Annotated in this window: 19 protein-coding genes; 7 read left to right on the forward strand and 12 right to left on the reverse strand. The window is 68.7% G+C overall.

Going from position 1 to position 21,582, the window contains the following annotated elements:
* Positions 1–72 precede the first annotated feature (72 nt).
* The 7 genes from BJ988_RS11720 to BJ988_RS11750 all read right to left on the reverse strand — a co-directional run bounded on the left by BJ988_RS11720 (position 73) and on the right by BJ988_RS11750 (position 6,749).
* Positions 73–1,437, reverse strand: a complete 1,365-nt coding sequence (locus BJ988_RS11720; RefSeq protein WP_179658154.1) for an MFS transporter — start codon at positions 1,435–1,437, stop codon at positions 73–75.
* 174 nt (positions 1,438–1,611) lie between these two features.
* A complete protein-coding gene (locus tag BJ988_RS11725) occupies positions 1,612–2,565 on the reverse strand; it encodes a PDR/VanB family oxidoreductase (protein ID WP_179658155.1) in 954 nt (317 codons plus the stop codon).
* 23 nt (positions 2,566–2,588) lie between these two features.
* Complete coding sequence (locus BJ988_RS11730) at positions 2,589–3,347, reverse strand: SDR family oxidoreductase (protein ID WP_179658156.1); 759 nt, start codon at positions 3,345–3,347, stop codon at positions 2,589–2,591.
* Positions 3,344–3,874, reverse strand: coding sequence for an aromatic-ring-hydroxylating dioxygenase subunit beta (locus BJ988_RS11735; RefSeq protein WP_179658157.1), 531 nt, complete (start codon positions 3,872–3,874; stop codon positions 3,344–3,346). The genes BJ988_RS11730 and BJ988_RS11735 overlap by 4 nt, the downstream gene beginning before the upstream one ends.
* Positions 3,867–5,165, reverse strand: a complete 1,299-nt coding sequence (locus BJ988_RS11740) for an aromatic ring-hydroxylating oxygenase subunit alpha (protein ID WP_179658158.1) — start codon at positions 5,163–5,165, stop codon at positions 3,867–3,869. Before BJ988_RS11740 ends, BJ988_RS11735 begins: the two co-directional genes overlap by 8 nt.
* Position 5,166: 1 nt before the next feature.
* On the reverse strand, positions 5,167–5,553 hold the full coding sequence (locus BJ988_RS11745; protein WP_179658159.1) for a hypothetical protein: 387 nt from the start codon (positions 5,551–5,553) through the stop codon (positions 5,167–5,169).
* A gap of 41 nt (positions 5,554–5,594) precedes the next feature.
* Positions 5,595–6,749, reverse strand: coding sequence for an acyl-CoA dehydrogenase family protein (locus BJ988_RS11750; RefSeq protein ID WP_179658160.1), 1,155 nt, complete (start codon positions 6,747–6,749; stop codon positions 5,595–5,597).
* 196 nt (positions 6,750–6,945) lie between these two features.
* Between BJ988_RS11750 and BJ988_RS11755 the strand changes: the two genes are divergently transcribed.
* The 5 genes from BJ988_RS11755 (at position 6,946) to BJ988_RS11775 (ending at position 11,418) form a co-directional block, all read left to right on the forward strand.
* Positions 6,946–8,463 (forward strand): ATP-binding protein, encoded by a 1,518-nt coding sequence (locus BJ988_RS11755; protein ID WP_179658161.1) that lies wholly within the window; start codon positions 6,946–6,948, stop codon positions 8,461–8,463.
* A 107-nt stretch (positions 8,464–8,570) separates the two neighbouring features.
* Positions 8,571–9,098 carry a flavin reductase gene (locus tag BJ988_RS11760; protein ID WP_218860788.1) on the forward strand — a complete coding sequence of 176 codons (528 nt, stop codon included), beginning with the start codon at positions 8,571–8,573 and terminating at the stop codon, positions 9,096–9,098.
* Positions 9,095–9,385 (forward strand): hypothetical protein, encoded by a 291-nt coding sequence (locus tag BJ988_RS11765; RefSeq protein ID WP_218860790.1) that lies wholly within the window; start codon positions 9,095–9,097, stop codon positions 9,383–9,385. The genes BJ988_RS11760 and BJ988_RS11765 overlap by 4 nt, the downstream gene beginning before the upstream one ends.
* On the forward strand, positions 9,382–10,650 hold the full coding sequence (locus BJ988_RS11770; RefSeq protein ID WP_179658162.1) for an amidase: 1,269 nt from the start codon (positions 9,382–9,384) through the stop codon (positions 10,648–10,650). The genes BJ988_RS11765 and BJ988_RS11770 overlap by 4 nt, the downstream gene beginning before the upstream one ends.
* A 117-nt stretch (positions 10,651–10,767) precedes the next feature.
* The gene (locus BJ988_RS11775; protein ID WP_179658163.1) at positions 10,768–11,418 is read left to right on the forward strand and encodes a response regulator transcription factor; all 651 of its coding nucleotides are present in this window, start codon (positions 10,768–10,770) and stop codon (positions 11,416–11,418) included.
* A 7-nt stretch (positions 11,419–11,425) separates the two neighbouring features.
* Here BJ988_RS11775 and BJ988_RS11780 read toward each other — a convergent pair whose 3' ends face one another.
* The 5 genes from BJ988_RS11780 to BJ988_RS11800 all read right to left on the reverse strand — a co-directional run bounded on the left by BJ988_RS11780 (position 11,426) and on the right by BJ988_RS11800 (position 18,276).
* Complete coding sequence (locus BJ988_RS11780) at positions 11,426–12,016, reverse strand: nuclear transport factor 2 family protein (protein ID WP_179658164.1); 591 nt, start codon at positions 12,014–12,016, stop codon at positions 11,426–11,428.
* Between the two features lie 149 nt (positions 12,017–12,165).
* Positions 12,166–13,827, reverse strand: a complete 1,662-nt coding sequence (locus tag BJ988_RS11785; protein ID WP_179658165.1) for a tannase/feruloyl esterase family alpha/beta hydrolase — start codon at positions 13,825–13,827, stop codon at positions 12,166–12,168.
* Positions 13,828–14,155: 328 nt separating this feature from the next.
* Positions 14,156–15,919 carry a proteasome ATPase gene (gene arc / locus BJ988_RS11790; RefSeq protein WP_179658166.1) on the reverse strand — a complete coding sequence of 588 codons (1,764 nt, stop codon included), beginning with the start codon at positions 15,917–15,919 and terminating at the stop codon, positions 14,156–14,158.
* 149 nt (positions 15,920–16,068) lie between these two features.
* Positions 16,069–17,058, reverse strand: coding sequence for a tRNA (adenine-N1)-methyltransferase (locus tag BJ988_RS11795; protein WP_343051577.1), 990 nt, complete (start codon positions 17,056–17,058; stop codon positions 16,069–16,071).
* Positions 17,059–17,106: 48 nt separating this feature from the next.
* A complete protein-coding gene (locus BJ988_RS11800) occupies positions 17,107–18,276 on the reverse strand; it encodes a site-2 protease family protein (protein ID WP_179658167.1) in 1,170 nt (389 codons plus the stop codon).
* Positions 18,277–18,364: 88 nt separating this feature from the next.
* On the opposite strand from BJ988_RS11800, the gene BJ988_RS11805 reads away from it, so the two are divergent.
* Positions 18,365–19,246, forward strand: a complete 882-nt coding sequence (locus tag BJ988_RS11805; protein WP_179658168.1) for a RecB family exonuclease — start codon at positions 18,365–18,367, stop codon at positions 19,244–19,246.
* An 87-nt stretch (positions 19,247–19,333) separates the two neighbouring features.
* Positions 19,334–21,580 carry an acyltransferase family protein gene (locus tag BJ988_RS11810; RefSeq protein ID WP_179658169.1) on the forward strand — a complete coding sequence of 749 codons (2,247 nt, stop codon included), beginning with the start codon at positions 19,334–19,336 and terminating at the stop codon, positions 21,578–21,580.
* Positions 21,581–21,582 lie beyond the last annotated feature (2 nt).

The following is a 21,582-nucleotide window of genomic DNA, read 5'->3' on the forward strand; positions in this document are numbered from 1 at the left end:
CAGGTACTGCCCCGTGTTGGAGACCCGGCGCGCAGCGCCAAACGGCGCGACCCGGCCGGTTGCCGATCAGGCTCAGCTGAACTGGGTCCGGAGCTTGGCTCGGGCCAATGCCCGGGGAGCCGTCTCGGGGAGCAGACAGAGGCAGAGCAGCGAGAGCCCACACATGGCGGCCAGGTAGTAGCCGACGTACGTCGGCTCGCCGGTGCTCGCGATGATCCGGTTGGCGATCAGCGGCGAGATGCCGCCGCCCAGCACCGCACCGACATGGAAGGAGACGCCCATCCCCGACTGGCGCTGTTCGCGCGGGAAGAGCTCGGTGAAGAAGGTGTACATCGGTCCGAACAGGAATCCGGTCGTCGTGAACCCAATGATCATCGCGGTGGCCACACCGGCCACGCTGCCCGTCTCGGCGAGGTGGAAGATCACCAGCCCCGAGGCGATCGAACCGACCGCGCCGGCCATCATCACCGGCCGGCGACCGAGCCTGTCGGCGGCCCAGGCGGCCAACACGTTCGCGACGGCGTGCATCACCAAGGCGGCGATGCTGGCGTTGACGATGGGCTGACGCGGCAGGCCGAGACCCTCCGGGGCGGCAGCGGTGGCGTACGAGAGCATGAAGGTGACCAGCGCGAAGGTGCTCGCGTTCAGGCCGATGTTGACGCCGGCCGCCAGCACGACGCGACGCCAGTTGGTCTTGAGGACGGCGAAGACCGGGAGCTGGTTCTTCTTCAGCGTCTCGCCCTCCTCGCGCATCATCTGCTGGAAGACCGGGCTCTCCGAGACTCCGTGGCGGATCCAGATGCCGAGGAACAGCACCACACCACCGATGAGGAAGGGGATCCGCCAGCCCCAGCTCTCCACGCTGGCAGCAGGGAGGAGCAGGACCGCCGCGAAGGCGAGGTTGGCCAGGATCGACCCGATCGGCGACCCGAGCGCCACGAAGACGCCGTACCTGGCCCGCTTGTCGTCGGGGGCGTGCTCGATCGCGAGCACTGCCGCACCGCCGGTCTCCCCGCCCCGGCACAGGCCGTGCACCATCCGGAGCAGCACGAGCATGATCGGCGCGGCGACGCCGATCTGGGCGTAGGTGGGCAGCATGCCCATCACCATCGTGGCGACGCCCATACCGATGAACGTCATCAGCAGCGCTGACTTGCGGCCGTACCGGTCGCCGACCCAGCCGAAGAGCACCGCACCGACCGGTGCCATCAGGAAGCCGATCGCGAAGGTCGCCAGGCCCATGAAGGTGCTGAACCAGGGGTCGTCGGTCCGGAAGAAGGTGTCGGTGAAGACGAGTGCGGTCGCCGTCCCGTAGATGGCGAAGTCGTAGAACTCCAGAGAGGTTCCGACGCCGCTGGCGAAGGCGAGGCGGGCGACGCCGCCCTTGGTGGAGGTCAGATCCGATCCGTCGGTGTCGACGCGGGATGTCGTGGTCATGACTGTCCTGTCGGTAAGGCGCGAGGAGCAGATCATCCCTCAACCGCACGGCATCGTGCGACTGCGGATGTTCCGACCCTCGCGAGGGGGTGGTTCCACGCTAGGAACGTTGACGCCAGGGCTCCATTGGCATTGGCCGCAGCCCGTTGAGGGTTTCCCCTACCGGCGCCGGCGTCAGTACAGCTCGATGACGAGCTTCGGGCTCTTCGCCCGCGAGACGCACAGTGCCATCTGGTCGCCGGCTTCCTTGTCGGCCGCGGAGAGGCAGTTGTCCCGATGGTCAGGGACGCCTTCGAGGACTCCAGAGACGCAGGAGCCGCAGATCCCCTCCTCGCAGGACTTGAACACGTCGATCCCGTTGTCGGTCAGCACCGACAGGATCGAGCGGTCGGCGGGGATGTCGAAGGACTCCCCGGTGTCGAGCTCGACGGTGAACGAGTCGTCCTCCGAGGTGTCGATCTCGGCGGCCTCGAAGTGCTCGACATGTACGTTGCGCTCACCGACCACGGGCGTGGCGACCGCGGTCACCTGCTCCATGAAGCCGCTCGGGCCGCAGGTGTAGACGTGGCTGCTCGGATTCATCGTCTCGAGCGCGTCGCGCATCAGCGTGCTCTGGTCGCCACGAGGTACGCCCAGGTGGATCTCGACGCGAGCCGCGAAGTCGGCGTCCTCGAGCAGGTCCAGGAAGGCGGCATGGTCGCGGGACCGGGCGAAGTAGACCAGCCGGAACTCCTCACCACGCTCGTGCAGCTCGTAGGCGAGGCTGAGCATCGGGGTGATCCCGACGCCTCCGGCGACGAGCAGGTGCTGGTCGGCGCCCTCGACGACGGAGACGAGGTTGCGTGGCTCCCCGATGGCGAGGACGTCGCCCTCGCCCACCTGATGCAGCGCCACGCTGCCGCCGCGCGAGTCCGGTTCGAGCTTGACCGCGATCAGCTGCGACTCGCACTCGGACGGCGGGCTGCACAGCGAGTACTGGCGCAGTACGCCGGTCGGGCCGACCACGTCGATGTGGGCTCCGGCTCGGTAGGGCTCGAACCTCCGGCCGTCCTCACGGACGAGCCGCAGCGTACGGATCTGCGGGGTCACGACCCCGATATGGGTGACACGCACCTTGATGTCGGTCATCGATCTGCTCCTCTCGGTGGTGATCAGCGCACGTAGAGGCCACCGTTGGCGTCCCAGCACGCTCCGGTCACCGAGGCCGCGCCCGGCGAGGCCAGCAGCGCGACCATCTCGGCGATGAACTCGGGGCTTCCGAGCCTGCCCACGGGGATGGTCTCGGCGAACCGGTCGACGTCGGCCTCGCCGACGATGCGGCGTACGACGGGGAGGTCAAGGGGTCCGGGTGAGACGGCGTTGACGGTCACCCCGGCGCTCGCGAGCTCGCGGGCGAACACCTTCGTGGCCGCCAGCACCGCGCCCTTGGAGGACGCGTAGTGGCCGCCGGTGGCGGTGCCGCCGTTCTGGCCGGCGAGGGATCCGAGGTTCACGATCCGGCCGTAGCCGGCGGCGGCCATGTGCCGCCCGAAGACCTGGCAGGCGGCGAAGGTGCCGCCGATGTTGACCGCCATCACCGAGGCGAGCTCCTCGGACGAGATCTCCAGCAGCGGGGTCGCCTGGGTCCGGGCAGCGTTGTTCACCAGGACCTGTACGTCACCCCAGCTCTCCAGCAGAGTGGTCAGCAGGTCCTCGATCGCCCCTCGGTCGGTGACGTCGAGGCCGTACGCACGGGCGGTCTCGCCCGTGCCGTCCAGGTCGCCGGCCACCGTCGTCGCGGCGGCTTCGTCGACGTCCACGACGGCCACGCGGTGTCCGGAGCGGTGCAGGTGCGCGGCGATCACCGCTCCGAGCCCGTTGCCGGCGCCGGTGACGACCGCGACAGGCCGGCCCTCGGATCGGGTTGTCACAGCAGGAACCCGGCGGCGGGGACGGCAGCCTGGCTGTCGACCAGGCGGACGACCTTGAGCACGATCAGGTCCTCGGCCGGAGTGGCGCCCAGCCGGATCCGGTACTCCACGTCGCCGGCCCACAGGTCATGCCGGCCGCGCTTGAACGCGACCAGCACCTGAGAGGCGCGCAGCACGACCTCGGCGTCGGAGACCTCGACGGGCACGAACCGGGACACGGTGCGGGTGGTCGTCGCCGAGTCGACGGCGGCGAGGGCGTACCCCTCGGTCATCCGGGTGACGCGCATCGCGCGCATCCGAGCGTCGTCGTAGACCATGTTCAGCGTGTTGTCGAAGTCCGTCGTGGTCGGATCGATCGGGATGACGTAGTGGCCGTCCTCGGCGTAGAGCGCGTTCCACGCGACGTACTCCTTGCGGTCGAGCAGGTCGGCCTCCCGCCAGGCCAGCTCGATCCCGCGCAGCACGCGCGGGTCCGTCAGCGACGTGGCAGCCGTGTCGGTGCGGGTGTCGGGGAGAGTCTCAGTCATCGCTCATCATCTGCTTCCACTGGGCGTACGCAGCGCGCATCCCGGTCTCGTCGGTGACATGTGAGGTCGGCCAGCCCTCGGGGCTCGGCTTCTCCCGAGCCGCACCCCGGTTGACCAGGATCGGCATCTCGGGTGCGCCCTGCGCGCCTCGCTGGACCCGGTCCCATCCCTCCGCATCGTCGGGGGTGCCGAAGCCGAACGGCCCCTGGAAGTGCTCGTGCACCCTCAGCCGGGCGCGGTTCACCGGGCCGACGACCTCGTCGGGGCCGTCGGGGCCGATCGCGACGTGCTCGATGACCGTCTTGTCGACCGAGATCGGCCGCAGGACCCGGAAGAACGCCGCGGACATCGAGACGTTCGGGAAGAGGTTGAGGTTGAACCCGGTGCCGTGCATAGCCAGGACCACCTTGCGGATCGCCGAGTCGGACAGACCGGCCGCACGCAGGTCGGCGATCAACCCGTCGAACCGGTCCTGGAGCTTCTCGGTGCCGTCGTCGGCGTCGAGGTCGGAGTGCTCGGGCACCATCTGCATGACGCTGTGACCATTGCCGAGGTCATGGGTGATCGCCTCGGGGTCGGTCATGAACGACATCATGTCGGCGGTCTCGGCGTCGACCGACGCCATCCAGGAGCGGTGCACGATCGGGAAGTGGTAGCCGTCGGTGGTGTTCTCCAGCTGGATCTTCCAGTTGCCGCCGAAGGTGAACTGGTGGGTGCCGAGTACCTTGACCGGGTAGCCGCCACCCTGCTTCATGAACCGGTCGATCCACACCTTCACGTCGCCGAGAAATTCCTCGAGCGGCTCGATGTCCTCGTCGAGGGTGGCGAAGACCATGCCGCCGTACGACTCGGTGCGCAGCCTCTTGAGCGAGAGCTCGCTCTTGTCCAGGACACCCTCGTAGCCCTCCGGATAGGGGATGCCGCGCAGCTTGCCGTCGAGGCTGTAGGACCAGGCGTGGTAGGGGCAGGTGAAGCCGTTGGCCTCGCCGGTCCGCTTCTCGCACAGGCTCGCTCCGCGATGACGGCAGCGGTTGACGAGCGTATGGATCGCGCCCTTGCGGTCTCGCGAGACGATGACTGGTTGCCGTCCGACGTACGTCGACTTGAAACTGCCGGGCTTGGGCAACTCGCTCTCGTGCGCGACCCAGATCCAGGTGTGCTCGAAGATCCGGGTCATCTCCTGCTCGAAGATCTCGGGGTCGGTGTACATCCGGCCCGCGACGCGGTCACCCTGGACCAGGTCGGCAGCGGCGAGGTCGTACACGTTGGCTGCGGTGATCTCGGTGGTCATCTCAGTTCGCCTCCGCGGGCTCGTAGGAGCGCGGGGTGAGGGCTCTGCCCATCCGCGCTTCGACCTTGGCGTATCTCCAGAGCTTGAAGTCGCCGTCCCCCACCGCGATGGTGCGGAACAGGTTGCAGGCGGCTCTGACTGTCTCCTGGGTGTCCACGTCGGCCAGCAGGTAGCAGGTCCACGGCCAGGAGTCGGAGGGGCCGACCAGGTGCGCGTCGTCATCGATGTCCCCGATGAAGTCGACCCCCGGCAGTGCCTTGATGCCGTCCATCATCTCGACGAAGGCCCTCCATACGTCGTCGACGGTGACGCCGGCGCTGGGCAGGTCGAAGAAGTTCTGGTTGATACCGATGCAGAACAGGACGCGGAGTGGTGTTGGCTCACTCATCGGGGCTCCTTGGGTCGTGGGACGGGCGGCTGGTGGATCGCTCACATGAATCCGGGAACGGTCGGCTCCTGGCCGAGCAGCACCGCACCGGCGGCGTCGTACATCGAGGGACCGAGGAAGGCATGTACCTGCGGCACCTCGGCGTCGCGGCGAAGCCGTTGCAACGGATGCTGGTTCGCGATCGTGCCGGTGCCGGAGATGGTGCAGAGGTCAGCGACGATGCGGGCCGCGGTGGAGGCCAGGTAGGTGGCGGATAGCCGGATCCGGGCGTGCTGCTCGGGGCGGACATCGTCGCCGGCGACGACGCTGCTCCAGACCTCCTCGGCCACCTCGTAGTAGAACGCCCGGGCCGAGCGCAGCGCGGCGTAGCTCTCGGCGTAGGACGTGCGGTAGTAGGCGCGGGCAGCCAGGGGCGGTGCACCGGTCACGCCGGTGCGCGAACCCGCCTGCTGGGCGAAGTCGAGCGCCGCCTGCGCGACCCCGAGACCGACTGCGGCATGCACCTGCGCCTGGTAGCCGATCGTGGGGTAGCGGAAGAGCGGCTCGTCGACGGTCGGCTCTCCGCCTCGGACGAACGTCCACTCGCGGGCGACCTCGACCTCCTTGACGACCAGGTCGAACGAGCCCGATGCGCGCATCCCGGCGACGTCCCAGTCCTGCACGATCTCGACCTGCTCGGGCCGCAGCAGCGCGGTTCTCGGCTTGCCTCCGGAGGCGCCATCGCTGGGGATGCCGACACCGAGAACGTCAGCGCCCATGCAGCCGCTGGCGAACTTCCAGCGACCGTCGACGACGAAGCCGCGCTCGGTGGGGGTCACCGGTTGAACCGGGAAGAGTCCGCCCGCGAAGACGAGATCGGGACCGGCGGCGTAGAGCTCGGCCTGGGTCTCGAGCGGGAGCGCCGCCAGGTAGGTGAGTGCGGACCCGAACGCCGCGACCCATCCGGTCGAGCCGTCGACGGCAGAGATCCGCTCGACGACCTCGAGGAAGTCGGCGGGTGCCATCGGCTCGCCTCCGAACATCCGCGGGGCCGAGCTCCGGTAGACCCCGACCTGCTTGAGCCGGTCGACGAAGTCACGGGGAACGTAGCTCTGCTCGTGGAACTCACCCCGCCGGGAAGCCAGCTCCGACAGGACGTCCTCCAGGGTGAGCGGCGCTGCGGCCGTCTCCTTCTGGATCTCCTGGGCCTGGGCCATGTCGGCTCCTCTGAGTTGGATCGGAACGGGTCGGATGTGTCGGACCGGCCGGGGTGCCGACCGCCGAGTTCGACGCTATGAGGCCGCCCGCGCGGCGGGAATTGGGAATGCCCGGTCCGGGTGAGGGGGGCCTCACTGCCCCGCGTAGGGGATTTCTTCAGCGCCCCGGCCTCATCCGGCGACCTATCCTGACCAGATGCAGGTCGATCCACAGGCGCCCGAGCTGGTCCATACCGACTTCCTCGCGATGATGAACGCGACCTCGTTGTGCGTGCTGATCCACGACGCCGAGACGCAGGCCATCATCTGGGCCAACCCCGCCGCTTGCGAGCTGCTCGAATGGAGCGTCACCGAGCTGCGACCGCTCAAGGCCGACAAGATGAGCAGTTCCGCCCAGGAGTACGACCGTGTGATCGCCAGGGCGTGGTTGCAGGAGGCGGTCGAGAAGGGCCGCAGCAGGATCGAGTGGCACTACCGTTCGAGCACCGGCCGGGTGGTCCCGACCGAGGCGGTCGCGATCCGCATCGACCTCGCCCAGGGCCCGGCGGTGATGGTGCAGTTCCGCGACATCGAGCGCGAGCAGGCGGTCGAGCGCGAGCTGCGGCAGACCACGGCGTACGTCGAGACGCTGAGCCGGCACACCGCCGCGGGGGTCGTCGTGCTGAACCCGGAAGGCGTCGTCGAGCACGTGACCGACCAGGCGCTCGCCCAGTTCGGCGTGTCCCGGTCCGATATGGCAGGGCACCTTCTGGACGACGTCGCCTCGGTCCAGATCGACCGGCGAGGCGACCGCGAGCGCACCGGTTGGTCGGCGGCGGTCCGTGCCGCCGACCCGATCGCCACCGTCCGGCTGCGGTTGCGCGGCCGCGCTGGATCCGGCCCGTCCCGGTCCGCCTGGCTGGGCGGGACGCTCGAGCGGATGCATCAGCCCGGGGTCGCGGAGTTCGTGCTCACCGTCCACGACATCTCCGAACGGGTCCGGGCCGAGCACGCGTATGACCAGGAGAACTATCTGGCTCGCTACAACGCGATGGGCGACATGGCGATGGCTATCGCCCACGAGCTGGGTCAGCCCCTGGCCGCGGCGAACAACTTCCTGGCCGGCGTCCGCGCCCGCGCACGGACGCTCCAGGGCTGTGCCGAGACAGCGGGCGCCACCGAGATGCTCGCCTTCGGGGTGGAAGGCGCCGAACGCCAGATCGAGCGAGCGGCGACGATCGTCAGCTCCGTACGTTCCTATGTCGGACATCTCGAACAGGTCTCGGGCCGGGTGGACCTCAACGACGTGGTCGAGGAGTGCCTCTACTTCGTCGGGTTGCGGGCGGACCCCGCGGGGATCGAGGTCGAGCTCGATCTGTTCTCGGACCCGGTCCCCGTACGCTGCGAACGGGTGCTGACCGGACAGGTGGTGCTCAACCTCTGCTTCAACGCCGTCGACGAGCTGAGCCAGTGCGGACCGGACAGCCGGGTGCTCCGGATCAGCACCAGCACCGCGACGTACGACGGGAAGACCTCGGGAATGGTGACCGTCGAGGACCGGGGGCGCGGGCTGACGCAGGACCCGTTCGCGGAGTCGTTCACGTCCAAGGAGCGCGGGAGCGGGATCGGGCTGGCCCTGAGCTACCGGATCATCACCCGTCAGCACGGCATGATCTGGGCCGAGCCGCGCGACGGCGGTGGCACCCGATTCGCGTTCACGCTGCCCCGCGCGTAGCCGCGCCGGCGTAGGGGAAATCCTCATCGTCCGTCGAGGAACTCTCGATTCCGCGTCAGAGCGACACTGCCTACGGTCGAGGTATCCGACCCGGTAGGAGGCCCAGGTTGTCAACCACGACCCATCCCGAGCTGACCCCGACCCAGCGCGCCTTTCGAGCCGCGATGTCGAATCTGTCGGCAGCGGTCAACATCGTCACCACCGATGGACCACGCGGGCCGGCCGGCATCACCGTGAGCGCGGCGTGCTCGGTCACCGACCGCCCGCCGACGATGCTCGTCTGCGTGAACCGGTCCAGCTACACCCACGACTTCTTCGTCGAGAACAAGCGGGTCGGCATCAACGTGCTCGGCGCCGAGCACGAGCCGCTCGCGATGCGCTTCGCCGGAGCGAGCGACGTGACGATGAGCGACCGGCTCTCGGAGCCGGAGTGGGAGCATGACTGCCACGGCGTGCCCGTCCTGCGCGATGCCGTCGCGACAGTCATCGGCCGAGTCGCCGACCACCGTTCGCACGGCTCGCACACGGTGCTCTTCATCGAGGTCGAGGCCGTCAGCAGCCGGGACGACACCGGCGGCCTGGTCTACTTCCAGCGCCGGTTCCACGCCCTGAACCCCACCGAGCTCTCCGCATGAGCCGAAGAAGCGCGATGATGATGGAGCCGGGGACCCGGATGACGCTGATGTGCTACACCGACACCCACGGGTACGGCTGGCAGCACGTGGACCTCTTCGTCCACGACGCCTCCGGCCACGAGCTCGACTGGGTGCACTGGGAAGTCTCCGGCGACGGACCCGAGATCGCCGACAGGGTCACCTCCCGAGTCGAGCCGTCCCTGCGACGCACCTCCGAGTGGCGCCATGCCGTGTCCGCCAGCGGGATGGACTACTGGACCGCCGACGCCAGCTGGGAGGACGCATGAGCACGTCGCTGTGGCAGCCCTGGTCGCTGCGTGACCTCGTCTCCGAGCTGGCCCGAGGCGCCACCACGCCGGCCGAGGCGATGGTTCGCTCCGCCGAGCGGATCGCGGTGACAGAACCCGAGCTCAACGCCTGGGTGGTCCGCCAGGACCCGGCCCCGGGAACCGGTGTGGGGCCGCTGGCGGGCGTACCGCTGGGCGTCAAGGACATCATCGACGTCGGCGGGCTGCCGACCAGATGCGGCTCCGGGCTCCGCGCGGACGAAACCGCCGCCGAGGAGGACGCGGCGATCGTCGCAGAGTGGCGCCGGACCGGTGTGGTGCCGATGGGCAAGACGGTCACCACCGAGTTCGCCTTCTTCTCCCCCGGGCCCACGGCCAACCCGGTCGCGACCGACCACACGCCGGGCGGCTCCTCCAGCGGCTCGGCAGCGGCCGTGGGTGCCGGACAGGTGCCGCTCGCTCTGGGGTCGCAGACGGCCGGTTCGGTAACCCGCCCGGCGGCGTACTGCGGGGTCGCGGCCCTGGTGATGACCAAAGGTCGCTTCCCGGTCGACGGCGTCACCGGGCTGAGCCCGAGCCTCGACAGCCACGGCGTGTACGCCGCCACGGCAGGTGACCTCGCTCTGGCCTGGTCCGCGCTCAGCGGCGGTGCGGACGTCGCCCGACCCGGCGCGCCCCGGCGAGGCGAGCCGTTTCGCGCGCTGCTCTGGTCGGCCTCCCCGATCGGTGTCCTGGACCCGACCATGCGGGCGGCCCTGGACACCACCCGGGCCGCGCTGGAGGCGCGCGGCGCCATCGTCCGCGACTTCCCCGAGGAGCAGTTCGTCGCCGACCTCGCCGCTGCGCACCCCGTGGTCATGGCGTACGAGGCGGCCCGCGAGCGCACCGCGGAGCTGGCCGCGGCCGACCAGCTGTCCGAGCCGCTGGCCGGGCTGCTGCGTACGGGGGCCGAGACCAGCCGGAGCGACTACGAGGCGGCCCTCGGCCTGATCGCGCGGGGCCGTGAGCGAGTCGCCGAGCTTCTTGCGGCGCACGACGTCGTGGTCGGTGCCGCAGCGCCTGGCCCCGCTCCCCGGGGGCTCGGCGCGACCGGAGACCCGGTGCTGAGCCGGCCGTGGCAGGCGCTCGGCCTGCCCGTCGTGACAGTGCCCGGACTGCGGGATGCGGCGGGCATGCCGCTCGGTATCCAGGTGGTCGGCCACCGACTCGGTGAGGACCACCTCCTGGCCGCAGCGTGCACCGTCGAGCAAAGCCTGGTGTGCTGATCCTTGGCATATGGCCCGGGGCACACCACGAGGGATGGGTGAAATACGATGACGAAACGGCCGGGCAACAGCAACGACGTACCGTCGACGACCATCCCCACGAGCGAGGCGACACCGATGAGCACCACTGAACTCCCCCGGCCGGACGTCGCCGCCACGCGCTCTCCGGTCGTCCACATCGTCGACGACGACCACGACCTTCGACAGTCGTTGGTCTTCCTGCTGGAGACCGTCGGCATCGAGGCGCTGACCTATCCCGACGCAACCGCGTTCCTCGACGAGTACGACGCGACCGAACCGGCGGTCCTCATCGTCGATGTCAGGATGCCCGGGGTCAGCGGCTTCCAACTGCAGGAGACCTTGCGCCAGCAGGACTATCCAGCGCCAGTCATCTTCTGCTCCGCGCACGGTGACGTGCCCATGTCGGTGCGGGCGATGCAGCACGGGGCCGTCGACTTCTTGGAGAAGCCCTACGACTCCCAGCAGATGCTGGAGGTCGTCCAGGAGCAGCTTCTCGAGGCAAGCAGACGGTTCGCCGCCGATGCCGAACGACGCGAGGTGCAGGCCCGGGTCGACCAGCTCACCCCGCGCGAGCTCGAAGTCCTACGCCTGGTCATCGACGGTCTACCGAGCCAACACATCGCCCGTGAGCTCGGCACCAGCGTCAAGACGGTCGACGTCCACCGAGCCCGGATCAAGGCGAAGACCTGCTCCGACAGCCTCGGCACTCTCGTGCGCGACGTGCTCTTCTACCAGGTGACCATCTGAGCTCGGCTCAGGGCGCCATCAGCACGGACGCCGACGGATAGAACTCCGCCCAGGTCGGTGCGAGCGGCGCGATGAAGACGTTCTCGGTGCGGGTGCGGCTGATCCGCCAGGTCCCCTCGACGCGACGGAAGGCGTTGTTCAGACGGCTCGAGCGCAGCAGTGCCCTGCCATCGGAGAAGAGCCACGGCTGAACATGGATCCACTGGCCCTCGGCGTCCTCACCATCGACGTGGATCTGCTCGGAAGTCAGGTAGTGGGCGTTGAGCAGCAGGGCCGGATCGTGCTTCTCCCCCCAGAACCTCTCGAAGTGTGCACGCACCGCAGCCTTGCCCTCGGCCTTGCCGAACTGTCCGTCGTAGTACTCGCCGACGCCCTCCCAGACCGCGTCCTCGGTGTAGAGATCCATGATCAGGTCGACGCGCTGAGCATCGTCGCTGACGCCGAACTCCGGGCAGGGCGTGTCGCACAGGAACATGTAGCGCGCCTGCAGCCGGCGGATCTCCGCCTCCGACTCGAGGGCCTCCACCCGGCGCAGCAGAGCGGTGATCGTGTCAGTGAACTTCTCGGTGATCGTCTCGGTGTCGGGGGTGCTGGTCATGTTCTCTCCTCGGACTGATCCGTACGGCAGGGCACCTTCACGCTAGGAAGCACGAGCTCCCGGCTCCAGTGGCAATGGCCGCAGTTCGATGAGGGAATCCCCTATCCGCCGCCTCGGAGTGACCGAGGCGGCGGACGCCCTGCTGACCGTCAGTTGCTCCGCTCCCGGGCCTGCATGCGCTGCTTTTCGCGTGCCACGTCCTTGGCGAAGTCGCCCCAGTCGTTCTCACGCCGGAAGCTGCTGGCCTCGGTGGTGGGCCCGGCTCCGTCGTAGCCGGCGATCTGGGGGTAGGGGCACAGAGGCCTCGTCATCACGACCCGGTTCTCCTGCCGGTCGTCCTGGTACTTGGTGGCGACCATCTGCTTCGGCGCGATCCCCTGCTCGACCCATGCCCGCACGGCGGACAGGGCGTCGAACGAGTTGGGCCCCATACCCCCGGTGACATGTCCGCCGCCAGGGATCATGAAGAGGCGGTAGAACTCCTGGACGTCTCGCAGGGCCGAGCGCACGGTGGAGCCGTCCCGCTCGAGGAGGACCCGCGTGTAGTACTCGATCGGGAGACTGCCCGACTGGAACGGGTCGCTCCATCCCTGGGTCATGATCAGCTTGCCGCCCCGCTCGTCGAACTTCGAGAGATCGGCACGCGTGGGATCGATCTTGGGGCTCAGCTTCTCCTCCACCAGAGCCACGTCCTCATCCCAGTCGAAGCTGCGCCAGTCCCACTCGGGATCGTCGAACACGGCCCTGCCGAACAGCGCCTGCGGATAGGAGACGAGTTCCTGTCGCTCCGCTGCGAAGTTCCATGCCGCCTCGCTGCCGTAGGCGAAGCCCGGATAGAGGTGCTCACCGCTCCCCTGGTTGGTGACCGCGGTGTAGACATGTTCCGCTGTCCTGACCTGCTCCGCCGTCAGACACCCCGTGCTCGTCCCGGGACGGCACTCCAGCCGCTTGACGTTGTAGTGACAGTCTCGTGGATCGTTGAGGAACGGATCGCTCGCGACCCCGTCCCGGCCGCCGCATGCGGCCAGCACGGCGTCATTGAGGAGCTTGCGGTCATCGCTGTCGAGCGCACCTTTCGGACGGTCCGCGAGGCGCTGCGCAGTCCACAGAACCGCCATCATCACGTGGCTGTAGTCCATGCCCGGGCTGTGCGAGACGATGCCGTCGTAGTCGTCCGGGAAGAACTCTGCCTGGCCCATCGCCTGCCGGCCGCCGGTCGAGCCACCTTCGAAGTAGGAGAACTTCGGCGCCTTCTCGTGGTACGCGGTCAGGATCTGCTTGGCACGCAACGTCATCAGGTGGATCGAGGTACGCCCCCACATCTCCAACTGGGCCGGGTTGCTGATCCAGGAGTTGGCCGAGTCGGACTTGGAGTGGCCCGTGTCGGTGGACGCTGTCGCATAGCCCTTCGCGAGAGCCGGAGCCATCGAGTCGTACCTGATGTTTCCGGCGAAGCCGCCGTTACCCACTCCCAGGAATCTCTCGTTCCATGTGGCCGTCGGCATCCACACCTCGAAGTTCAGGCTCGGAGCGACTCTCGCGGCCACCCGACAGAACTCGGGCAGATCGCGATGGACGGTGCCCTCGGCGTCCACGAAGTCACCGGCGGGAACGAGCTCGCCCGCCGTGATCTCGGTGTCGGGCACCGAGAGTTCGGTCATCTCCTCGCAGCGAGCGCCGCCGGCGTCGGTGTCGACATCGGCAGCGCTGGGCGCTGCCCCGGCGATCTGGAGACTGAGTGCGAAAAGAGACACAATCCCGACGAGCACACGCAGCGTGCCCCCGGATCTCCTCGGCCGTCGAGCAGTCATGGTTCCACCCTTCGAGGTTTGCGAGCCCGGGCCGCGGCATGCTTGCGCCCAGCTCCTACGTTCACCAGTCCCGTTGTCGGCTGAGCGGTCGGCGCTGACCAACTGATGTCGCTTCAGAATATGAAGGTGATCACCCTGGTCATACGGGAGAAATCCTTACCTGAGTAAGGCCCTCGCACCGGCGGCGCGGCAGATCACCGACGCTCACCCGAACGGGAACTGTCGTCTCGCGCTCTGGCCGACAACACTCGACACCGCACATCCCAACACCGAATCGGCCTGCCACCCGTATCCACAGGTGACAGGCCGAGTTCGGCGACGTAGAGGGCTACAGGTACTGACCCGTGTTGGAGACCTGCTCGATGGAACGGCCGGGCTCGGTGCCCTGCTTGCCGGTGATGAGCGTGCGGATGAAGACGATCCGCTCGCCCTTCTTGCCGGAGATGCGGGCCCAGTCGTCGGGGTTGGTGGTGTTGGGGAGGTCCTCGTTCTCCTTGAACTCGTCCACGCAGGCCTGGAGCAGATGCTGCACCCGCAGGCCCTTCTGGTTCTGGTCCTGCTTGGAGTCGAGGAAGTCCTTGATGGCCATCTTCTTGGCCCGGTCGACGATGTTCTGGATCATCGCGCCGGAGTTGAAGTCCTTGAAGTAGAGGATCTCCTTGTCACCGTTGGCGTAGGTGACCTCCAGGAAGCGGTTCTCCTCGGACTCGGTGTACATCCGCTCGACGGTGGTGCGGATGAGGCCGTCGACGGTCGCCTGACGGTCGCCACCGAACTCGGCGACGTCGCCGGGGTGCAGGGGCAGGTCGGGCACGAGGTACTTCGTGAAGATGTCGCGAGCGCCCTCGGCGTCGGGACGCTCGATCTTGATCTTCACGTCGAGCCGGCCCGGGCGCAGAATCGCCGGGTCGATCATGTCCTCACGGTTGGAGGCACCGATGACCAGGACGTTCTCCAGGGCCTCGACACCGTCGATCTCGGAGAGGAGCTGCGGCACGATCGTGTTCTCGACGTCGGAGGAGACGCCGGAGCCACGCGTGCGGAACAGGGAGTCCATCTCGTCGAAGAAGACGATCACCGGGGTGCCGGCCGCGGCCTTCTCACGAGCACGCTGGAAGACCAGGCGGATGTGGCGCTCGGTCTCGCCGACGTACTTGTTGAGAAGCTCGGGGCCCTTGATGTTGAGGAAGTAGGACTTCCCGTCAGCACCGGTCTTGGCGGCGACCTTCTTCGCCAGGCTGTTGGCGACAGCCTTCGCGATCAGGGTCTTTCCGCAGCCCGGAGGGCCGTAGAGCAGCACTCCCTTGGGCGGCTTGAGCCGGTGCTCGATGAAGAGCTCGGGATAGAGGTAGGGAAGCTCGACCGCGTCCTGGATCTGCTCGATCTGGCCGGCGAGGCCACCGATCGACTCGTAGGCGATGTCGGGCACCTCCTCCAGGACGAGCTCCTCGACCTCGGACTTCGGGACCTTCTCATAGACATAGCCGCTGCGTGGCTCCAGAAGAAGTGAGTCGCCAGCACGGAGGGTCTCGTTGAGAAGTGGGTCGGCGAGACGTACGACTCGCTCTTCGTCGGCGTTGGCGATGACCAGGACGCGCTCGCCGTCGGCGAGCAGCTCCTTGAACATCACGACCTCGCCGACCTTCTCGTACTCCATCGCGGCGACGACGTTGAGCGCCTCGTTGAGCATGACCTCCTGGCCATAGCGCAGCTCGTCGAGGTCGACGTTGGGCGATGCGGTCACCCGGAGCTTGCGCCCACCGGTGAACACGTCGATCGAGTCGTCCTCGTTGCGCTCCAGGAATGTGCCGAAACCTGCTGGCGGCTGTGCCAGCCGGTCGACCTCTTCCTTCAGCTTGATGATCTGGTCGCGGGCGTCCCGAAGCGTCACGGTGAGTCGCTCGTTCTGCGACGTCACGGCGGCCAGGGAGCGCTGCGCGTCTGCGAGCCTCGCCTCCAGGCCACGCGAAGATCCGGGCATCTCGGTCAGCCTGTGCCGCAGGTCGGTCACCTCAGCTTCGAGGAAACGGACATGACTCTCGAGCTCCTCGGGGCTGCGCCCCTCGGACTGGAATCCATCGGATGTCGACATCAGCACACCTCCTCTACTCCCTCGACCCTACAAGGGTGAGGGGTGGGAGAGGTGAAGGATTTACCGGTGTTGGACACATTCGCTCGACTTCTGCCGAGTTCGTGTCGACCCGTGGCACGTCGGAATATCTGGACCGACGCGGAGCGGACTCAGTCCAGGTCGCTGCCGACCTCGGGGAGCACCTCGGCGACAGGCTCCGGAGCGGGCATGTCGGCCGGGCGCGGGCCCGTGTAGTCAGGTCCGTACGCCCCGGGGGCAGGCCGCCGCGTCTTGCGAGGCGCGCGCTGGCCGGGGGCGAGCTTTCTGGCGGTCACCAGGAAGGCGGTGTGGCCGATCATCTTGTGACCCGGCCGGACCGCGAGGCCCTCGACGTGCCAGTCGCGCACCAGCGACTCCCAGGCCTGCGGCTCGGTGAACCCGCCGTGGGCGCGGACCGTCTCGACGAAGCGGGACAGCTGGGTGGTGGTCGCGACGTAGGCGCAGACCATGCCGCCCGGGTAGAGCGCGTCAGCGGTGGCGTCGATGCACTCCCACGGAGCGAGCATGTCGAGGATCAGTCGGTCGCAGCGGATCTGCTGGCGCGGGAGCTCCTCCTGGAGGTCGCCGAGGTTGAGCGACCAGTTGGGGTGCGTCTCCCCCGCCGGCGTGCCGAAGAACTGGTCGACGTTCTTGCGGGCGACCTCGGCGAACTCCTCGCGACGCTCGAAGGAGGTCACTTTGCCGTAGGGTCCGACCGCGCGCAGCAGGGAGCAGGTCAGGGCACCGGAGCCGACCCCGGCCTCGACCACGGAGGCGCCGGGGAAGATGTCGGCCATGGCGACGATCTGGGCGGCGTCCTTGGGGTAGACGACGGCGGCACCACGCGGCATGGAGACGACGAACTCGCTCAGCAGCGGACGGAAGACCAGGTACTCACCGCCGGTGGAGGCGGTGACCGTGAAGCCCTCTTCGCGGCCGATCAGCTCGTCGTGATCGATGTGGCCCTTGTTGGAGAAGAAGCGCTTGCCGGCGACGAGCTCGAAGTTGTGGCGGCGACCCTTGGTGTCGGTCAGCCGCACCCATTCGCCCTCACGAAGCGGCCCTCGGTGCACGCCCGCTCGGGCCTCTACCGGAATGTCTGGGATATCAGCGCTTGACACCCGCCGAGGTTATCGGTTTCCCGGGCCAACCCGGCAAACCGCGATCTCCTATGCGCCCGCGCGGAAGGCGGCGTCGACGTCGGAGGTGACCAGTACGCCGTAGATCGAGCCGTCCGGCTCGACCAGGAGGTATTCGGGCGCTGGTGCCTTCGAGATCGCCTGGATGAGCTCCTCGCCGTCGATGTCGGCCGGGAGGGTGAGGCCCTCCTCGAGCTGGCGGGTGACCGTCGAGGTGGCCATCCACGGGCGGCGGTCCTCCGGCGTCGCCAGCAGCGCGCCCTCGTGCACGAGACCGATCGGCTCGCCGCCGCTGGTCACAGTGACGATGCTGCCGGCCTCGGCCTCGTGGGCGCGGCGCACGGCCTCGGAGAGCGGGAGGTCGGCGGGCACGGCCAGGGTGCGGCGGGCGAGGTCGCGGGCGACGAGGAGCGGGAGCCGGAGGCGTACCTTCGCCGACGTGATCGCCGCGGAGGCACCGCTCCAGAGGAAGACGCCGAGGATGACGGCGACGACGTAGCTCGTGAGGCGCGGCTCGATACCGAGGATCTGGCCCTGGATGAAGGGCCACAGCAGCACGACGAACGAGAGCACCCGCCCGGCCCAGCCGGCGACGATGCTGCCGCGGTTGATGTTGCCGGTTGCGCTCCATACGCCCGCCTTGAGCATCCGGCCGCCGTCGAGGGGCAGGCCGGGGACGAGGTTGAGCACGCCCACCAGGAGGTTGATGACCCACAGGCCTGTGACGAACAGCCCGATCAGACCGTCGGGGGTGAGGAAGGAGACGCCGAAGGCGGCCGCGGCGACGGCGAGCGAGGCCAACGGCCCCACGACGGCGATCCAGAACTCGTGGGCGGGCTTCTTCGCCTCGCTCTCCACGGCGGTCGCGCCACCCAGGAAGTGGAGCATGATCGCACCCACGGGGTAGCCCAGTCGCCTGGCGACGACCGCGTGCGCCGCCTCGTGCAGCAGCACCGCGCCGTAGAGGACGATCGCGAACGCGAAGCCCGCCACGTACGCCAACCAGCCCAGGCCCGGCTCCGCGGCATCGATCTGCGGCGCCATCACCCAGGCGATCAGCGCCGCGATGAGGAACCAGGACGGAGTCACCAGGACGGCACTGCCCGCGATGGAGCCGACCTTGATCGTGCCCGGGACGCGGGGGGTGGGCGCCGCTTCGACCGGCTTGTCGCCGTCGGGGCGTGGGTCGGGGTCTGCCACGTTCCGAGCGTACTTGAGCGGCGGTTGCGGGGCGGCGCCGACCCGGTGGTCGACGATTGTGTCGGTGCCTGCCAATAGTGTCGCTCTCATGAGCACCTCACCAGCCGATGCGCAGTCGACCCCGGTCGACGGCGTCAACGTGCTGGGCTCGCTCTCGCCGAGCCGCGCGAGCGACTTCACCTCGTGCCCGCTGCTCTACCGGTTCCGCACCATCGACCGGCTCCCCGAGCCGCCCTCGGAGGCGGCCGCGCGCGGGACCGTGGTGCACAAGGTGCTCGAGGACCTCTTCGACCTGCCCGCTCCCGAGCGCACGCCCCGGCAGGCGAGGTCGATGGTGGAGCAGGCATGGGAGGACGTACGCAGCCTCGACCCGTCGCTGGCGACGCTGTTCACCTCGGGGGCCGACGGTGCGGAGGAGGGCTGGCTGGACTCGTGCCGCCAGGTGCTGCGGCGCTACTTCGACCTGGAGGACCCGCGCCGCCTCGAACCTGCCGAGCGCGAGCACTACGTGGAGGCGCTGCTCGACTCCAAGCTGCTCCTGCGGGGCTTCATCGACCGCGTCGACGTCGCTGCCGACGGGCGGATCCGGGTGGTCGACTACAAGAGCGGCCGCGTGCCCAGCGAGGCGTACGAGGCGAAGGCGCTGTTCCAGCTGAAGTTCTACGCCCTGGTGATCTGGCGCACCCGCGGGGTCGTGCCGGCGATGCTCCAGCTGATCTACCTGGGCAGTGGCGACATCCTTCGCTACGGGCCCGACGAGGCCGACCTGCTGGCGACCGAGCGCAAGGCCGAGGCGATCTGGCGAGCGATCCGCCTCGCCCAGGAGACCGGTGAGTGGCTGCCGAACCCAGGCAAGCTGTGCGGCTGGTGCGCCCACAAGTCGCTGTGCCCCTCCTTCGGCGGCACTCCTCCCCCACTACCGGCGATCCCGGGCCCCGTCTCCGCTGGCGACGACGTCGATCTGGACTAGCACTGCCCTAGGGCATGTCTACCAGGATCAACCGGTTGCGCGAGTTATCGTCGCGACGGATGTGACGGATGTGCTTGGCGGAGGGAGGTGCGGCTGCTCGTGGTCTCGACAGGCCCACCGACCGGGAGCGCGACCCAGTCTCGGCATCGCCCCGACATCCAGGGGCTCCGTGCGATCGCGGTGCTCGCGGTGGTCGCCGTGCACGTCGGGTTCGGATCGCTGACCGGCGGATTCGTCGGTGTCGACGTCTTCTTCGCCATCTCCGGCTTCCTGATCACCCAGCAGCTGATGCGGCAGGTCCGCAGCGAGGGCCGGATCAGCCTGCTCGGCTTCTACGCCCGCCGGGCCCGCCGGATCCTGCCCGCCGCGACCCTGGTGCTGCTGGCGACGGTCGTCTACGCCGCCCTCTTCCTCGGCTTCGTACGCACCCGCGAGATCGCCCTCGACGCGCTGTGGTCGGCGGCGTTCGCCGCCAACTTCCGGTTCGCATCGCTGGAGACCGACTACTTCTCGGCCGCGCTGCCGCCGTCGCCGCTGCAGCACTTCTGGTCCCTGGCGGTCGAGGAGCAGTTCTACCTGGTCTGGCCCCTGGTGATCCTGGGGTGCCTGTGGGCGATGAGGCGCCGGGCAGGTGCCGCCGAGCTCGATCCCCGCGACCAGCGGACGCGCCGGCGCGTGCTCGTCATCGCTCTCGGCGTCGTCATCGTGGCATCGCTGCTCGCCTCCGCCGTGCTGACCCGGGTCAGCCCGGAGGCGGCGTACTTCTCCCCGTTCACCCGGGCCTGGGAGCTCGGTCTGGGTGCGATCGCGGCGATCGCGTTCCGTGACAACGGGCCGCAGGACGCCACCGCACGCTGGCGGGCGCAGGTGCTCTCGGCATTCGGGATGTTCTTCATCGTCTGCGCGTGCCTGCAGTTCAACGACGCCACCCCGTTCCCGGGTACGCCGGCGCTCGTCCCGGTGCTCGGCAGCGTCTTCATCATCGTGGCCGGAACGCTGTGGCACGGCCCGACGGTGGTCGGCCGACTGCTCTCGGTGCGGCCGCTGCAGGTCATCGGCAACTGGTCCTACTCGCTCTACCTGTGGCACTTCCCGGTGCTCGTCCTCGCCGAGCTGCAGCTCGGCCGCGAGCTGCGCTGGTGGGAGCAGGTGCTGCTCGTCGCGCTGGCGTTCGGCCTGGCGGGACTCTCCTTCCGCTTCGTCGAGGAGCCGTTCCGGCGCGGCATCCTGTGGCAGCGTCCCGCCTTCGGACGCGCCTCGACGCTCGGACCGGTGGCGCTCTATCCACTGAGCATCACCCTGGTCGCGGTGACCTGCTTCGCAGCCAACACCTACGCCACCGGCACCGCGCGTGACGGCTACCAGCCGGCCATCACCCTGGCCGAGGCCGACGCCTCCGGCTCAGCCGAGCAGCCTGAGCAGCCCAAGCAGCCTGAGCGCCCCGCCTCGAGCGCCGCACCGCCAGCCGCCAAACCGCAGGAGCCCGACCCGCTGCCCGCGCTGCTGAAGGCCTCGGTGCTCGCGGCCCGCAAGAACCAGCCGATCCCCACCAACCTGAAGCCCGGGCTCACCAACCTCTCCGACGACGTGGAGTCGGTCGGCGAGTGCAACTACTACTCGACCAAGGTGCGCAAGCTGTGTCCGCGCGGCGACGCCGACGCCGAGAAGACGATCGTGGTCATCGGTGACTCCCACGCCCGCCACTGGACGCCCGCACTCGATGCCATCGCCGAACGCTCCGGCTACCGCGCCTACATGCTGGCGATGCCCCAGTGCACGGTCTCCCTGGTCACACCCGACAAGCTCGACAGCACCGACCCGATGACCTCCTGCGACGACTTCCACGACTTCATGCTCTCGACGGTCAAGAAGCTCCGACCCGACCTGCTCCTGATCTCCTCGCGTCCGATCAGCGCCGCCTACCACGACTCCTCGGGCCGCCACACCGACCGCGCGGACGTACGTCGCGCCGTCTACCGCGGCTACCAGCGTCTGCTGGCCCAGGTGAAGCCGGCCGCGAAGCGCACGGTGTGGCTACGTGACGTGCCGGCGATCGAGTTCGACCCGGCCACCTGCCTGAGCAGCAACAAGACGCTCTCGCCCTGCACCTACAAGCCGCTCGCGAGTCAGCAGGACGGCGCCGACCTGCAGATGCAGGCGGCCAAGTCGGCCCGGGTGGAGACGCTCGACCTCGACGACATGTTCTGCGACAGCGCCGGCATCTGCACCACGGTCGTCGGCGACACGATCACCCACCGCGACGGCCATCACCTCACCGCGACCTACTCCGAGCAGCTAGGTCGCACCCTCGGCGAGCGGCTCGAGATCTGGTGAAG

Source organism: Nocardioides panzhihuensis, from assembly GCF_013408335.1.
Taxonomy (GTDB): Bacteria; Actinomycetota; Actinomycetes; order Propionibacteriales; family Nocardioidaceae; genus Nocardioides; species Nocardioides panzhihuensis.

Excerpts from the sequence above, each read along its gene's own strand:
- BJ988_RS11720 (WP_179658154.1), bottom strand. The coding sequence starts at position 1,437 with ATGACCACGACATCCCGCGTCGACACCGACGGATCGGATCTGACCTCC.
- BJ988_RS11725 (WP_179658155.1), bottom strand. The coding sequence starts at position 2,565 with ATGACCGACATCAAGGTGCGTGTCACCCATATCGGGGTCGTGACCCCG.
- BJ988_RS11735 (WP_179658157.1), bottom strand. The coding sequence starts at position 3,874 with ATGACTGAGACTCTCCCCGACACCCGCACCGACACGGCTGCCACGTCG.
- BJ988_RS11740 (WP_179658158.1), bottom strand. The coding sequence starts at position 5,165 with ATGACCACCGAGATCACCGCAGCCAACGTGTACGACCTCGCCGCTGCC.
- BJ988_RS11745 (WP_179658159.1), bottom strand. The coding sequence starts at position 5,553 with ATGAGTGAGCCAACACCACTCCGCGTCCTGTTCTGCATCGGTATCAAC.
- BJ988_RS11750 (WP_179658160.1), bottom strand. The coding sequence starts at position 6,749 with ATGGCCCAGGCCCAGGAGATCCAGAAGGAGACGGCCGCAGCGCCGCTC.
- BJ988_RS11755 (WP_179658161.1), top strand. The coding sequence starts at position 6,946 with ATGCAGGTCGATCCACAGGCGCCCGAGCTGGTCCATACCGACTTCCTC.
- BJ988_RS11765 (WP_218860790.1), top strand. The coding sequence starts at position 9,095 with ATGAGCCGAAGAAGCGCGATGATGATGGAGCCGGGGACCCGGATGACG.
- BJ988_RS11770 (WP_179658162.1), top strand. The coding sequence starts at position 9,382 with ATGAGCACGTCGCTGTGGCAGCCCTGGTCGCTGCGTGACCTCGTCTCC.
- BJ988_RS11775 (WP_179658163.1), top strand. The coding sequence starts at position 10,768 with ATGAGCACCACTGAACTCCCCCGGCCGGACGTCGCCGCCACGCGCTCT.
- BJ988_RS11780 (WP_179658164.1), bottom strand. The coding sequence starts at position 12,016 with ATGACCAGCACCCCCGACACCGAGACGATCACCGAGAAGTTCACTGAC.
- BJ988_RS11785 (WP_179658165.1), bottom strand. The coding sequence starts at position 13,827 with ATGACTGCTCGACGGCCGAGGAGATCCGGGGGCACGCTGCGTGTGCTC.
- arc (WP_179658166.1), bottom strand. The coding sequence starts at position 15,919 with ATGTCGACATCCGATGGATTCCAGTCCGAGGGGCGCAGCCCCGAGGAG.
- BJ988_RS11805 (WP_179658168.1), top strand. The coding sequence starts at position 18,365 with ATGAGCACCTCACCAGCCGATGCGCAGTCGACCCCGGTCGACGGCGTC.